11 protein-coding genes and 1 pseudogene are annotated in these 14,203 nt (G+C 58.8%); 3 read left to right on the top strand and 9 right to left on the bottom strand.

What is annotated here, in order from left to right:
• Nucleotides 1-110 precede the first annotated feature (110 nt).
• Nucleotides 111-2,048 (top strand): S8 family serine peptidase, encoded by a 1,938-nt coding sequence (locus CBW65_RS16380; protein ID WP_157721991.1) that lies wholly within the window; start codon nt 111-113, stop codon nt 2,046-2,048.
• A 22-nt stretch (nt 2,049-2,070) separates the two neighbouring features.
• Here the strand turns inward: CBW65_RS16380 and CBW65_RS16375 are convergent, their stop codons facing one another.
• Nucleotides 2,071-2,274, bottom strand: a complete 204-nt coding sequence (locus CBW65_RS16375) for a hypothetical protein (protein ID WP_087457719.1) — start codon at nt 2,272-2,274, stop codon at nt 2,071-2,073.
• Between the two features lie 162 nt (nt 2,275-2,436).
• Here CBW65_RS16375 and CBW65_RS24315 point away from each other — a divergent pair, with 162 nt between their 5' ends.
• A complete protein-coding gene (locus tag CBW65_RS24315; protein WP_157721990.1) occupies nt 2,437-2,577 on the top strand; it encodes a hypothetical protein in 141 nt (46 codons plus the stop codon).
• Between the two features lie 64 nt (nt 2,578-2,641).
• Nucleotides 2,642-2,764 carry a hypothetical protein gene (locus CBW65_RS25145; protein WP_269767954.1) on the top strand — a complete coding sequence of 41 codons (123 nt, stop codon included), beginning with the start codon at nt 2,642-2,644 and terminating at the stop codon, nt 2,762-2,764.
• A gap of 32 nt (nt 2,765-2,796) precedes the next feature.
• Here the strand turns inward: CBW65_RS25145 and CBW65_RS16370 are convergent.
• From CBW65_RS16370 to CBW65_RS16335, 8 genes and pseudogenes are all read right to left on the bottom strand, one after another.
• Nucleotides 2,797-4,088: pseudogene (locus CBW65_RS16370) on the bottom strand ((Fe-S)-binding protein).
• On the bottom strand, nt 4,081-5,514 hold the full coding sequence (locus CBW65_RS16365) for an FAD-binding oxidoreductase (protein WP_087457718.1): 1,434 nt from the start codon (nt 5,512-5,514) through the stop codon (nt 4,081-4,083). The pseudogene CBW65_RS16370 and the gene CBW65_RS16365 overlap by 8 nt, the downstream one beginning before the upstream one ends.
• An 82-nt stretch (nt 5,515-5,596) precedes the next feature.
• A complete protein-coding gene (locus CBW65_RS16360; RefSeq protein WP_157721989.1) occupies nt 5,597-5,779 on the bottom strand; it encodes a hypothetical protein in 183 nt (60 codons plus the stop codon).
• Nucleotides 5,780-5,789: 10 nt separating this feature from the next.
• Nucleotides 5,790-7,091, bottom strand: a complete 1,302-nt coding sequence (locus CBW65_RS16355; protein WP_087457716.1) for a Ger(x)C family spore germination protein — start codon at nt 7,089-7,091, stop codon at nt 5,790-5,792.
• Nucleotides 7,066-8,184, bottom strand: coding sequence for a GerAB/ArcD/ProY family transporter (locus tag CBW65_RS16350; RefSeq protein WP_087457715.1), 1,119 nt, complete (start codon nt 8,182-8,184; stop codon nt 7,066-7,068). Before CBW65_RS16350 ends, CBW65_RS16355 begins: the two co-directional genes overlap by 26 nt.
• Nucleotides 8,177-10,264 (bottom strand): spore germination protein, encoded by a 2,088-nt coding sequence (locus CBW65_RS16345; RefSeq protein ID WP_087457714.1) that lies wholly within the window; start codon nt 10,262-10,264, stop codon nt 8,177-8,179. Before CBW65_RS16345 ends, CBW65_RS16350 begins: the two co-directional genes overlap by 8 nt.
• Nucleotides 10,265-10,397: 133 nt before the next feature.
• A complete protein-coding gene (locus CBW65_RS16340; RefSeq protein WP_198299638.1) occupies nt 10,398-12,404 on the bottom strand; it encodes a methyl-accepting chemotaxis protein in 2,007 nt (668 codons plus the stop codon).
• 133 nt (nt 12,405-12,537) lie between these two features.
• A complete protein-coding gene (locus tag CBW65_RS16335; RefSeq protein WP_087457712.1) occupies nt 12,538-14,196 on the bottom strand; it encodes a CocE/NonD family hydrolase in 1,659 nt (552 codons plus the stop codon).
• Between the last annotated feature and the right edge of the window lie 7 nt (nt 14,197-14,203).

The following is a 14,203-nucleotide window of genomic DNA, read 5'->3' as shown; positions in this document are numbered from 1 at the left end:
CTCCTCGAACGATCATACCTTCCAGTAGTATCCGCATCATCCCGTTTCATACTCCTGCCACAGAGCGCAGATACTACCTTGGAAACGTTGACTCAAGGGAGGTAATCTGTATGAATCGGCGCGCCAAATGGGGCGTGATCACTGCGCTCACACTCGGCCTTATGGTTCCTTTGTTCTGGCATGACGCGCAGCCGGACCCGATCAGGCGATCAGAAGCAGGTCCGGCGCGGCAACCGGGAGTTACCAACAATGCCCGCACGGCTGAAGTGCAACAGATTCTGGCCAAAAAGACAGCCGGCAACGAAGATCTGGTCGCCCGCGACATCGCCCGCACCGCGGCGCTTTGCGTGCGCGACTGCCGGATCATGCTGACCGATATCACCAACGAGCTCGCCCACACGCAGACCGCAGCGGAAAAGCGGGCGATGCTCCAGCATCATCTGAAGATGCATCCGCAGTTCGTCTCGATGACTCTGCAAAGCGACAACGGCGAACCGATCACCGTCGGCCGCGTACTGCGTCAGGATCTCAACAATCAAGCCTACAAAACCACGCAAAACGATGATTTTTACGTATCCGATCTCTACACCAAAAAGCATGCCGGCGATCCGAAAGAAAAGATTGCAATGACCGTCGGCGTTCCTGTGCTCGGCGACTCGAAAGTGACCGGCGCGCTGTCGGCCGATGTGGAGATGGGGCATATGAACAAGATCATCGCGCTGCAAGACCGCCAGATGGGCACCGACACCCGGCTGCTCGGCATGGACGGCAAAAACGAAATGCTGAAGAAAACCGAATCCGGCCCGACCGGCGGCATCCGCATCCAACAGATGAACGCCAAAAAGGCGGAAGCAAAAGTTGAAGGCACCGCCTGGAAAGTCCGCGTCACCTCCGTACAGGACCGCGGCGCCAAACACGCGCAGATCATGCAAAACGAATTGATCGTGCGCTTCTCCCGCGACCTGACCGATGCAGAGATCAAACGATTTGCCCGCGACATCAGCGGCAGTCTGCTTCGCAAAAATTCGCGCCACACCTATTTGTTCTCCTTTGGCGTCGCGCCGTCCGAAGCGATCTCCTACTTTAAGCGCAACGGCGCGCTGATCGCCGAGCAGCATATCAAACTGCATCCGAACACCACCACAACATCGCCCGCCGAAACGCATCGGACGGTCGAGCAGCCCAACGACATGTTTTACGGCAGCAACCAGTGGAACCTGCCGCTGATCTCCGCCGACAAAGCCTGGCAGACAACGACCGGCGATCCGAAAGTGATCATCGCCGTCGTCGATACCGGTGTTGACTTGAACCATCCGGAATTTAAAGGGCAACTGGTCGCCGGCCGCAACATGATCACCGGCACCAACCGCCCGCAAGACGACAACGGCCATGGCACGCACGTCGCCGGCGTGATCGCGGCGCGCACCAACAACCTCGAAGGCATCGCCGGCATCGACTGGGCCGGCAAGATCATGCCGGTCAAAGCGATGGACGCGGACGGCTCCGGCTCCGTGCTTGACATCGCCGACGGCATCGTCTGGGCGGCCGACCATGGCGCCGACGTGATCAACCTGTCGCTTGGCGAATATGCCGGTTCCGACTATCTGCATGAAGCGATTCGCTATGCGTATGAAAAAGGCGTTGTACTCGTCGCGGCGATGGGCAACGACGGCATCTCCGACCCGAGCTATCCGGCCGCCTACGAAGAAGTGATCGGAGTCGCCGCCAACGATGAAAACAACGAGTCGGCCAACTTCTCCAACTATGGCCAGCACACGTCCGTGTCCGCGCCGGGCGTGGCGATCCCAAGCACCTATCCGAACAACCGCTATGCGGCGCTGTCCGGCACTTCGATGGCCTCGCCGCACGTCGCCGGCGTCGCTGCGCTGATCCGCTCGATCAACGGCGACCTCACGCCAGACGAAGTCCGCACCATCCTCGAGGAGACGGCGGACGATCTCGGCCCGGACGGTCCGGACGAGTATTACGGCTATGGCCAGATCAATGTCGCCCGCGCCATCAAAGCGGCGGCAGAAAGCAAGAAATAAGCTTGACAAAAAGAAAGCTTCCTCATGACGAGGAAGCTCTCTTTTCGTTTTCTTCCGCAATGCTCGCCCCAGTCAATGCCAGACAGACGCCAAACACCACGGCCAGCAGGTTGGCCTGCTGCTGATCGGGCATCGTTTCCGCTAAGATAAAGCCCAAAGCAAAGATCACCAGAAACACGACGGCAAACTTCGCCGTTCCCTGCTCTTGGCGCACGCGCTCCTCCATGCTGCCACCTCCAAACTGCCGCTACCGTACTTTATGTAGTTCGCTGTCGAAGAGCAACCGACATGAAACTTTTTCCACGCTTGTTCCGTCCTAATCTGTGACGACCCTCACATTGGCGAGTCCCGCTGCGTACTTCTTAACAGGAAAGGATGGTCGATACCCATGCAACGCATCAAAGAATATGCACCGATGCTGGCCGGAGTCTCGCTGATTGCGCTTGGGCTGTGCTTGCCGCTTGGGATGTCCTTTGATTCCGTGCGCCTGATCGATCTCTTCGTCATGTTACTTGCGAACGGCACATAGATATAGAACGAGAGCGGGAAACCGGTCGTCTGCGGTTGCCTACCCGATTGGGAGGTGACACCGTATGAACTTCATGAATTTGGAGTTGGAGGAAATCACGGTTTGGCTGATCCCCGGCATCCTCAGTCTGAAGTGGAAACGGCGTGAACGCGGCAACGACCAGCAAAGCAGCAACGGCGAGCCTTAGGGCTCGCCGTTTTTCCGTTTCACTCAAGAAGACTACAATAAACCGGCGATCAAATCCATGATGTGCACCGCCTGCATCCGTCCATGCTGTCCGGCGCGCTCGATGCCTTTTTTCATCTGCAGCAGGCAGCCCGGGTTGGAGGTGACCACATAGTGCGCCTCCGTTTTTTCCACGTGCTTCATCTTGTCGTCGAGGATCTCCATCGACATGTCGAAGTTGGTGATGTTGTAGATGCCCGCCGACCCGCAGCACTGATCGGCGCCTCTCATCTCCACATACTGAGCGCCGGGAATGCTTTTCAAAAGCTGTCTCGGCTGCAGGCGCACCCCTTGCCCATGTGCGAGGTGGCAGGAGTCCTGATAAGTCACTTTGGCGTTCAGTTCCTTGACAAAGGGAGCGGAGGGAGTTCGGCGAGCAGTTCATTGGCGTCGCGCATTTTCGCGACAAACGCCTGCGCCCGCTCCTTCCAGACCGGGTCGTCGTGGAACCAGTGGTGGTACTCTTTGAGCGCCGCCCCGCAGCCGCCCGCGTTGTTGACGATCAGATCGACGCCGGACGCTTCAAACGCTTCGATGTTGCGCTTGGCCAGCTCCACCGCGCCGCTCTTTTCGCCGGCATGGGCATGGAGCGCGCCGCAGCAGGCCTGTTCTGCGACAAACACCACTTCACAGCCTGCTTTGGCCAGCACTTGGGCCGTGTTTTGGTTGGTTTCGAAAAACATCACGTCCATGATGCAGCCGGTGAACAGCCCAACTTTCAGCGTCTGCACGCCTTCTGCCCGCACCACTTCTTCGCGCTGCATCCGCGCCCACGGCGAAGCGATCGTGTCGACCGCCGACTGCATCTCGCGCATCGGGCGCGGCAGGATGTTGATCAGCCCCGTCTTGTCGGCCAACGCCTGCAGCCCGGTGACTTGTGCCGCCCACAGACCCGCGCCGAGCAGTTCCAATCGCTTCGGATGCGGGAACATTTCTTGAAAGATAAAATCGCGCAAAGGCGACGCTGCTCCTTTGACGCCTTCCGCCACTTCCCTTGCCGTCTCGACGAGGCTGCCATACGGCACACCGGCCGGACATGCTGTCTCGCAGGCCCGGCAGCCGAGGCAGAGGTACATGTTCGCTTCAAACTCCGCATCCGCCTCCAGCCGGCCTTCCGACACGCCTTTCATCAGCGAAATGCGGCCGCGCGGCGACGCCGACTCCTTGCCGGTCTGGCGGTAGGTCGGACAGGCGGGCAGGCAAAAGCCGCATTGCATGCAGTTGAGAATCTCTTCCGTATCAAATTTGTCGAGCAACTGGATCAGGTTGGAGCTCCGATTAGCCATGCTTGTGTCCGCACTCATGCGTGTTCACCACCACTCTGCGCCGTGTGTCTTTCGCAAACATCTTGCCCGGATTCATGATGCCGTGCGGGTCGAACGCTTCTTTGATCCGCTTCATCAGCTCAATGCCGCCCGCGCCTACTTTCAGGTCGAGATAGCCCGCTTTGGCGATGCCGACCCCGTGCTCGCCGGTGATCGTGCCGCCGAGCTTGATCGCCGCATGAAAGATCTCCTGAAAAGCCAGCTCCACGCGGTGAATCTCGTCTTGGTCCCGCTCATCGGTCATGCAGGTCGGGTGCAGGTTGCCGTCACCGGCGTGCCCAAACGTGCAGATCTGCACATCGTATTTTTTCGCGATCACGCCGACCTGCTCGACCATCTCCGCCAAGTGGGAGCGCGGCACGGTCGCGTCTTCGAGAATCGTCGTCGGCTTCACGCGGGCCAAGGCCGACAACGCGGCACGTCTCGCCGCCATCAGCTTCGCCCCTTCTTCCGGCGTTTCGGCGGTGCGCACTGCGGTCGCCCCTTCGCGGCGGCAGATCTCAGCGATGCGCAGGATGTCCTGCTCGACCTGCGCATCCGTCCCGTCCTGCTCGATCAACAGCATCGCTTTCATATCGAGAGGCAGACCGATGCGGGCAAATTCCTCGACGACGCGCATCGTCTCCGCATCGAGAAACTCCATCGTCGCCGGGATGATTTTTTCGGCGATCACCCGCTGCACCGTTCGCGCCGCATCGGTCAGGTCGTTGTAGTAGGCGACCAGCGTCTGCTTGGCCTTGGGCAGCGGCAGCAGCTTCGCCGTGACCTCCGTCACCACCGCCAAGGTGCCTTCCGAGCCGACGAGCAGCTTGGTGATGTCGTAGCCCGCGACGTCTTTGGCGTTTTTGCCGCCAAAGCGCAGCACTTCGCCGCTTGGCAGCACCGCCTGCAGGCCCATGATGTAATCTTTCGTCACGCCGTATTTCAAGCCGCGCATCCCGCCGGCGCATTCTGCAACATTGCCGCCCATCGTCGAGATGCGCATCGAGCCCGGATCGGGCGGATAAAACAGCCCAACCGCTTCCACCGCCGCATGCAGTTCGGCGGTGATCAGCCCCGGGCCAAAAGTGGCGGTCAGGTTCTCCTCGTCGATCTCGTGCAGGTCATTCAAGCGGTTGGTGACCAGCACGATCCCCCCTTCGGTCGGCACCGTGCCGCCGCAAAGGTTGGTGCCCGATCCGCGCGAGACGATCGGGATGCGGTGGCGGTTGGCCACCTGCAGGATCGCCGCCGTCTCCTCCACCGATGCGGGCATCACCACCGCGTCGGGCATCGCCTGATAGAGCGGCGTGGCATCGTACGAATAAACGTGCAATTCATTTGGTGTATCGAGCATCCATCCCGCTCCGACGATGGCGGACAGTTCGCGTTTGATCTCGTTGTTCATGCCATTCCCTCTCTCGATTCTGATAATTCAACCCTATCACATCGGGGGAGAAGAAAAAAGATAGACCACTGCGCCCAGTGGTCTACGAGTTGTTGCGCAGCACCGACCAGCAAGACAGCAAAAACGCGGCGGCGGCGAGCAGATAGGCGCCGAAAGCACCCAGAAGATGGTTGTGTTTTTTCATCCAGCGTCCAAAGTTAACCGTGTAGATTGCGACTATCGCCGGAATGGCCAATTGCAGCAAGAGCCCTGCCCAGCGCATCATGAACTCCCTCCTATTTCCCGACGACCGGGGCCATCTGCACCCCGAAGCGGCGCAACTGCAAGTCGACGTCCGTCGTGACTTCCGCATCTTTCAAGAGCTCCCGGAACTTGATATCGTTCATTTCCTGCCCGGTGGCAAATTGTGTTCTCGCCTTTTTAAAAATGCCAAACGGTTCTGCCTGGTACTGGTGAAACAGCCGGGAGATCAGTTTGGTCTGCCGTTCCTTCAGTTCCTTGGAGATGCTTTGCTCCACCTGGTTCATATTTTTCGGCAGAATATAGTCCGCATCACCCTGTACACCGATCAGATCGCCTTCGAGTTTCTGGCGCACGCGCACCTGCACCGGCTTTTTGGAAAAATCAACGGTGATCTCCGGCGAACGGGCGTGTTTCAGCTCGACCCCAACCAATTTCCCTTTGGCCAGCGGGTCGTCAAAATCCATCTGGGTGCGGGCGATTTCCCCGCGCACCATCAGCAAGAGCCGGGTGTCTAAACCGTCCAGGTAGGTGACCAGTTTGTCATTGCGAAAGATCGCGGCCCCGATCATATCGAGGTTGTTCCCGCCAAGCCGGGCCAGTTGGCCCGGTTTATAGGAAGGCATGCGCTCTTCCAACCCGTCCCCGCCGTCTCCTGATCCGTTTTGGCTGTTCTCCTTCTGTTTTTTCACCGCCTTGTTTACCGTCATCACCGGGCCGTATGGATCTTCGAACGGCGTTTCCAGCGACACGACAAATTCATGCAGCTTCTTGGTCGCGTTCAGCCACGAGTACCGCCCGACCTCATAGATCGCCTCCTGCCAGCGCGTCGACGACCGCTCCACCACCGGATCATTGGACAGGAACACTTCCCGCGCCTCGCCTTTGGTAAACGTGATCGTCAGCGTCCGCCTGACTTCCCGATTTCGCACCAGCGGGCGCAGATAGTTGATCATTCCGTCCCGCGAGATCGAGTCAGAGATCAGGATCGACGTGAGATGCAGCAGGGAGACCCGGCGTTCCACCGTGGCGTTGAGCAGCGTGAGCGCTTCGGCAAGCGTCTTGGCGCGCACGGTGATCGGCTTGCTGCCCTGGCTGTTTTGCGTGCTTCCGCCGCCTCCGGCGTTTCCTCCGCCGCCACCGTCTCCTCCCGGCATGGCGCTGGGGATGGCGATGCGTGCCGTGACGTCAACCGTCTGATCCGGTCCTTTGTCGATCCCCATCGCAACGACAAACGCCATCCCTTCCAGCTCGATCCGGTCATAGCAGCCGGTCAGCAGCGGGATGATCAGCGCCGCGATCACCAGCAGGCTAAGCCGTTTTCGCAGTGGACTCATCTCGTTGTTCCTCCTTGCGCTGCCGCATGCGGAAATAATAGGTCAAGAGCACCGGCAGCAAGATGACGATCACCCAGCCCCAGGTCAAAATGTATTTGTTGTTCCACTCGATCAGTTCGGCAAATCCCGGCGGGTAAAACATCAGCGCATAGATAATCAGCCCGATCGGAAACACCAAAGGCCGATAGACCGGCATCCGAAACGCCGAGGCGGTCAGGTAGCAGATCATCCAAAGCGACACGGACGTCTTGATCAGCGCGAGCGTCACCCAGACAAAGACAAACAACGCTTCCAACCGCTGAAAAAAGCGTCCGATGTAGATCAGGCGTCCCAACTGGTACATCGGAAACGGCGAGCGCATCGCCCCGTCCGGTGAAAAGGCCAAGATGAACACAAACGTGATTAACGCATACATCAGAGCGGTCAAGACGATGCTCCAATACCCGATCTTCACCATATCCCGCCGGTCGCGCAGCCTCGTGCCGAGGACCATCAGGATCAGGAGGTGCAAGAATACGCTCGTGAACAGCACACCGCCGATGCCGATTTTTACCGGGCCGCTGCCCCAGAGCGGGAACAGGTATTCATACGAGAACCAGTTCGCGTTCAAAAGCAGCAGTCCGAGGAAACTTAACAGCGTTCCCGGCATCACCAGCCACGAAACGCGGGACAAACCTTCGACCCCTTGGTAGGCATAGTAGAGCACCGCCAGCAGAAAGGGAATCGAGATAAAAGAGATCGGTGAACGCGGCAAAACGGTGGTGATCACCGCTTCGGCAAACCCGCGGGTCAAAGCGGTGACGTCGATCAGCAGATAGAGGGCGATGATCAGCAGCACTGGCAGTTGCAACGGCCCCAAATAGCGCTTGGAGAGCGAGATCAGATCGCCTTTGGGCCCTGCTTTGACCAGCATCGGCCCGATCACCGCCCAGGTGGCCAGACAGATCAACATCGAGACGAGCGGGATCATCCACCCGGCCGACAGCCCAAACAGCACAAGCTGCTGCGGGTAGATCAGCGCCGCATCGGCGACCGAAGCCAACACGCATAAGGACAGCAGTTCCAGCCGTCCCAGATGTCCGGTTTTAATCATCCGTGTCTCCCCCCTCGCGGAACTTTGGCTCCACTTGCACATCGTTGCGCGGCGAAAGGGTGGGTTGCTTCATGTCTTCCAGCATCTTGTGTTTCGCTTCGGCGGAGTCGCGCACTTCTGGCGCCCATTTGCGGATGATCTTTTCCTGGCGCACCGCATCCTGCGGCCGGAGCGATACCGGCCGCACTTCGTTTCGATAGACCGGACCGCGCAGGATGACATCCATCGATGCCTTTTGCCGGGGCGCAAGCGGAGACAGGATCGGCACGCCAAACGATTTCAGCGTGGCCCAGTGCATCAACGTGACCATGATGGCGAGTGTGATGCCGTAAAAGCCCCACCCTGCCGCCGCAAAAATAAAGACGAAGCGCAGCGTGCGCACCGCAAACGACATGTTGTAGTTGGGCATCGTAAACGCCGCCAGCGCCGTCACCGCCACCACGATAACGAGCAGCGGGGACACGACGCCCGCTTCGACGGCCGCCTGTCCGAGAATCAAAGCGCCGACGATGCCGATCGTCGGACCGATGACATTGGGAATCCGGATCCCTGCTTCCCGGATCAATTCCAGCGCCAACTCCATCAGCAGCACCTCGACGACAGCCGGAAACGGCACCCGTTCGCGGGCCGAGGCAATGGTCAGCATCAGGTCGGTCGGGATCATCTCCGGGTGATAATTGGTCACCGCGATGTAAGTGCCGGGCAGCAGTATGGCGATAACAAAAGCGACAAAGCGGATGATGCGGATGAACGTGCCAAACGGAAAGGCGATGTACACGTCTTCCGCCGTATGCAGCATCGAAAACAGCAGGGACGGCGCGATCAGCACATACGGGCTGTGCCCGACAAAGATCGCGACAAAGCCTTCCGACAGAAAGGCAGCCACGCGATCCGGGCGCTCTGTCGCCATCATTTTCGGGATAAAAGATTTGCGGGACTCTTCGATCAGTTGCTCCAGCGTCCCGCTGTCCTGCAGAAAGTCGATGTCGATCGCTTGGATGCGGCGTCTGATCTCTCCGACCAGCTTTTTGTTGGTCAGACCCTGCACGTACATGATGGCGATGTCTGTCGGAGCCAGGACGCCAACCTGCATCATTTCGGTGATCAGCCGCTCCGAGCGGAAGCGCGAGCGCACGAGGCCGGTGTTGGTGCGCAGGTTTTCATTAAATGCGTCATGCGGGCCGCGCACGACCGTCTCCGTTTTCGTATCGCTGACGCCGCGGTGTTCCCAGCCTTTCGTCTCCATGAGCAGGGCTTTGTCTGCACCGTCGAGGAAGAGGGCGGTGGAGCCGCTTAAGATGCCGTTTTTGACATCGTCCCATTTGCCGAACTCCATGATCTGATTGCCGGGCAGGAGACGTTCTTTGACCATCTGCACGCGCGTCCGGGTCGTATCGTGCGCGGGCAGGCCGGAGAACAGCATCAGCGGCTCCAGGATGTTGTTGTTGATAATCGTCTTGTCGGACATGCCTTCCAGAAATACTGCGATCGCTTTGATCGGGGTATCTGATGTAATCGTGAAGTCGCGGATGATCACGTCTGCGTTTTGCGGCAGAAAGAAGATGTTTTCCACCATCGCCCGATTGACCGACAGATTGGCGCTCAATTCGTCCGGCACCTGATCGGGCACTTTCACCTGATGGTCGGGCTTCTTTTGCGGCGGTTGCACGGTCTCTTTCGCAGGGGCAGGTTGCTGGCGTTTCTTCTGCTGCAGCTTAACTTTTGATTTGCGGGCGGCTGGTGCAGGAACTTCCGCTTTTTCCTTTGGCTCCTGCTGCCTGGCCTGCGCTCCGATCTTGCGCGGTTTCACAAATCCCCGCTTGGTACGCTCCATCGGCGGCTCAGACTCTGCCTGCTGTTCAGACTTCTGCTCAGTTTTCTGATCAGTTTTCTGCTTCGACTCCTGATCACTCGTCTGTGATCTCGGTTGCGATTTCTTTTTGTGTGGCCGGTCCTGTTGAGCATCCTCCTGTGCCTGATCCCCGTCCTCCCCCTCGTCGTCGCCGATCAGCGAAAAGTCTTCATCTATGATCGTATCGTCTACCGTCAACAAGCGGCTTAACTGCGACCAGACAGACATGTCGGATACCTCCTTTGCACAGCTTTCTCGTCCCTTTAGCCTTCCACCTTTTCCCTGTGCCATGCAGTTTTTGGCTTTTTAGCAGAAAAATGCCGCCCGGCTCTGCACCGGACGGCATCTGCTGCTGCTATATTTATACCTTATACCCTGCCACCGTCTCCTGCAGCTCGGCAGCCGTATCGGCAAGCATTGCGGAAGACCCTGCGATCTCATCCATCGAAGCGGTCTGCTCCTCAATGCAGGCGGCGATGTTCTCCGTATTGCCCACCGTGCGCCGCGATGCGGCCTGCAGGTCTTCCACACCTGACATCAACTCCTGCCAGGAGACGGCCAGCCGCTCATTTTCCTGCGTGATCGCTTCCAGATGCGACGCCATCTCCTCCGACGCCGACGCAATCTCGTCAAACACCTGCTCGACCGTGCCAAACGCCTGCAATCCTGCCTCCAGATCTTGCGTATGCTTGCCCCGATTGTGCACGATGGTCTGGATCTCCTGCCGAATGTCCTGTGTGATGCTGGCGATGTCAGACGTAGCGCGCACCGCATTTTCGGCCAGCTTCCGCACTTCCCCGGCCACGACGGCAAACCCGCGCCCCGCCTCGCCCGCCCGTGCTGCTTCAATCGCCGCGTTCAGCGCCAGCAGGTTGGTCTGGTCGGCAATGTCGGTGATCATCTTCAAAATCTTTTCAATCTGCGCCGACTTCACCGCCAACTGGTCGATCACCTGGTTGTTTTCCTGCGTATTGTGATCGATCACTTTCATCTTGTCTGTCGCCGCCTCGACGATCCCGCGTCCAAGCGACACCATCTTCCCGGAATGATCGGTCGACAGCGCCGACTCCTTCGCGCTGGCGGCGATCTCCTCCACCGTCCCGGCCAATTCTGTCATCAGGCTGCTCATCCCGGTCAGTTGGGTATCCGACTCGGACGACAGATGCGACACCGCCATCGTTTCACCGGCGATCTGATGGTTGGCGACCCGCACCTGCTCCGTCGTGTGCTTCAGGTTCGCAGAAGCAAAATGGAACTTGTCCACCGCATCTGTCACCCGTCTGATCGTGCCTTGCAAGGTGTCCAGCATCCCATTGGCGGAGACGGCCAGCGTCCCGATCTCATCCCGCGACTCCACCGGCAAGCGGCGGGTCAGGTCGCCATTCCCGTTCGAGATCGACAAAAGCGCATCATTGAGCGACCGCAAGCGCCGGAACTGGCGTGAGACCACTGCGAACAGCACAAGCGCGATCACTAGCAGCCCACCCAGCGTCGCCCCGATCGTCACACGCTGAATCGAGGTCAAAATTTCATTGGACAGCGCCAGCACCACCCCTTGACCGTTCGACAAGCGGGCAAAAAAGTAAGTCGCCTTCGTCCCCTCATACTCGCTCTGCAAAAACGTGGTCTGTTCGTTCTGCAACGCTTCGCCCAACTTGCCTTGCAGTTCCGCAGGCAATTGCTTCAGCTGTGCCTCGCTCGCAGCGGTGACCTTGCCGTCCTCCGCCACGACCGCCGCGAACAGAATCTGGTCACCAAGCTGATTTTTGATCTGCGCAATCACCGGTCCGGCGCCAACTTCTGCTTCCAGCTCCATCAGCCGCGCACCGTCCCGGCCGACCTGTACGATCTGCGGCGACTTCCAGCCGGTGACGCCAACAAATTTATAAATCTTGTCATCGATCGTACGCACCTGCGCCGGTTGGGTCACCATATCGCGCTTGCCGGTGATCAGATCCATAAATTCATACGCCTGCGCCTGCTGATCCTGGCCAAAATCAAATTCGACCTGGGGCGCCATATTGGTCAGCACCGTCTTGCCTGTGCCGTCTGTCACCCAAAACTCATCGAGCCCGGAGCGCTTGGCCAGCTCCGCCAACTCCGCATAGCTGGTGCCCTTCTCGACGAGGTTGGACAACAGCACCGCCTGTCCGATCATCTCCCGCTCCATCACTTCTTCTGCCGTCTGGCGGGCGACCAGCGCATTTTCAATCCCCATCCGCACCGTCTCCGTCATCGCAAAGCCCTGACGCTGCAGACTGTCGGCCGTCCGGTCATAGATCCAATACGACATCAGGCCCATCACGATCGTCATGACCAGCAGCATCGGCCAGATGATTTTATACTTGATCGACATTTTGCCAAACACGCTTGCTCCTCCATTCCGCATCCCATGATCTGCTGGTACTATTCGCCAGATGCGACAAAAGTCCTTTTATTAGTTAATTGGATTCTTACAACAAAAAGACCCTTTCCAATGCGGAAAGGGTCTTGCTCTTCTACTAGCGGGGAATGATCGGTAAAAGAATCGCCGACGGATGCTCCTCCGTGTGATAAATCGTCTGCTCGGCGGTCATCATCTCGGCCGTTTTCCCAAGCGGCGCGCCGGTGTTCAAGTTGCGGTCATACTTCGGGAAGGCGCTGGATGCGATCTCGATGCGGATCTGATGGTCTTTTTTAAACAGATGAGAGGTGTTCCAGCAGTCCACCTCATAGCGGTAGACGCGGCCCGGCTCGATCAGCGACATCCTCTCCATCCCTTCACGAAACCGCGCCCGCACCATGCCGTCCGTCAAGCGCTGGGCATATCCGTTTGGCCAGACATCGATCAGTTTGACCATAAAGTCGGTGTCCACCGCGCTCGAAGCGGCAAACAGCTCCATCTTGACCGGCCCGGTAACTTCCACGTCTGCGGTCAATGCTTCCGTAGAGTAGACCAGCACATCGCGGCGCTCCTCCACCTGCGAGTAGTCGTCCGGCCCGCCGATCTGCGCCGACGTCGGCTCGGTCAGAAACGGAACAGGATCGGCCGGATCATAGAGATACGTGTCGGTCTGCGCTTCCCCCGCGTCATTGCGCGGCGCATCTTTGGACAACATGCCGTCGCCAAAGCGCGAGTTCGCCCCGTTTTGGCTGTGCAGATACAGCCTGGTCCATTCCGTGCGGGCCAGCGGAAACTCCTGCTCTTCGCGCCACTTGTTTTCGCCCATCACAAACAGCTGCACCGGCGCTTCCTCGTTCAGCCCGTTTGGTTCGCCTTTCAGCCAATGGTTGAAAAAGCGCACATGATAGCCGCGCAGATCGATCAGCGATTCCGGGCCAAAATCCAGCTCGCCAAGCGTCGTCGACGTATTAATCCGGTGCGGCCACGGGCCCATGATCATCTTCTGGTTCTTGCGGGCCTGCTCCGTTTTCGCCCGCTCGGTCATCCCAGAAAAATTGAGCGGGGTGCCGACCTGCTCATCATCGTACCAGCCGGAAATGTGCAAGACCGGCAGATCGATCTCCTCGAAGCGGTGCTGATAACAGATCGCTTTCCACCACTCATCCAGCCCCTGATGCTCGATTTCTTCGCGCCAGTGCGGCAGCTCGCGCCCGGTCAGCTCATCCATCGTCACCAGCGGCAGATGGGTGTAGATGCTGTCCCAGTCCACCACGTCGACGTTTTGCATCAGGCGTCCGCTCGTCATGTACAGCCAGCACAGATGCTGCGGCGTGGTGATCCCGGTCGGCCATTCCACAAACGGATCGGACGGCGTCACCGAGACGGACATCGCTTTCAGGCTCGGCGGCTGCAAAAGTGCCGTCTGCCACTGAATGCACCCCAGATACGAGCCGCCCATCGTGCCGACATGCCCGGTGCACCAGTCTTGCGCGGCTGCCCATTCAATCGTGTCATAGCCGTCGACCGCCTCGTTGCGGTACGGCACAAACACCCCGTCCGAATCGCCGCGGCCCCGCACGTCCACATACAGCACGGCAAACCCGTGCTCTGCGTAATACGAGCCCGTCTCATGAATGATGTCGGTGTTGATCATATACGGCGTGCGTACGATGATCGCAGGATGTTTGCCGTCTCCCTGCGGCCGGTACAAGTCTGCCGCCAAAGTCACCCCGTCACGCATCGGAATCCGCAAGCCTCGTCGAATCCCAATCTCCATCTCTCTC

The sequence above is a fragment of the Tumebacillus avium genome (assembly GCF_002162355.1).
In the GTDB taxonomy this organism is placed as follows: domain Bacteria; phylum Bacillota; class Bacilli; order Tumebacillales; family Tumebacillaceae; genus Tumebacillus_A; species Tumebacillus_A avium.
This window is presented reverse-complemented; position numbering and strand designations above follow the sequence as displayed.

Excerpts from the sequence above, each read along its gene's own strand:
- CBW65_RS25145 (WP_269767954.1), top strand. The coding sequence starts at position 2,642 with ATGAACTTCATGAATTTGGAGTTGGAGGAAATCACGGTTTGGCTGATC.
- CBW65_RS24315 (WP_157721990.1), top strand. The coding sequence starts at position 2,437 with ATGCAACGCATCAAAGAATATGCACCGATGCTGGCCGGAGTCTCGCTG.
- CBW65_RS16355 (WP_087457716.1), bottom strand. The coding sequence starts at position 7,091 with ATGAGTCCACTGCGAAAACGGCTTAGCCTGCTGGTGATCGCGGCGCTG.
- CBW65_RS16365 (WP_087457718.1), bottom strand. The coding sequence starts at position 5,514 with ATGAACAACGAGATCAAACGCGAACTGTCCGCCATCGTCGGAGCGGGA.
- CBW65_RS16335 (WP_087457712.1), bottom strand. The coding sequence starts at position 14,196 with ATGGAGATTGGGATTCGACGAGGCTTGCGGATTCCGATGCGTGACGGG.
- CBW65_RS16345 (WP_087457714.1), bottom strand. The coding sequence starts at position 10,264 with ATGTCTGTCTGGTCGCAGTTAAGCCGCTTGTTGACGGTAGACGATACG.
- CBW65_RS16360 (WP_157721989.1), bottom strand. The coding sequence starts at position 5,779 with ATGATGCGCTGGGCAGGGCTCTTGCTGCAATTGGCCATTCCGGCGATA.
- CBW65_RS16375 (WP_087457719.1), bottom strand. The coding sequence starts at position 2,274 with ATGGAGGAGCGCGTGCGCCAAGAGCAGGGAACGGCGAAGTTTGCCGTC.
- CBW65_RS16380 (WP_157721991.1), top strand. The coding sequence starts at position 111 with ATGAATCGGCGCGCCAAATGGGGCGTGATCACTGCGCTCACACTCGGC.
- CBW65_RS16350 (WP_087457715.1), bottom strand. The coding sequence starts at position 8,184 with ATGATTAAAACCGGACATCTGGGACGGCTGGAACTGCTGTCCTTATGC.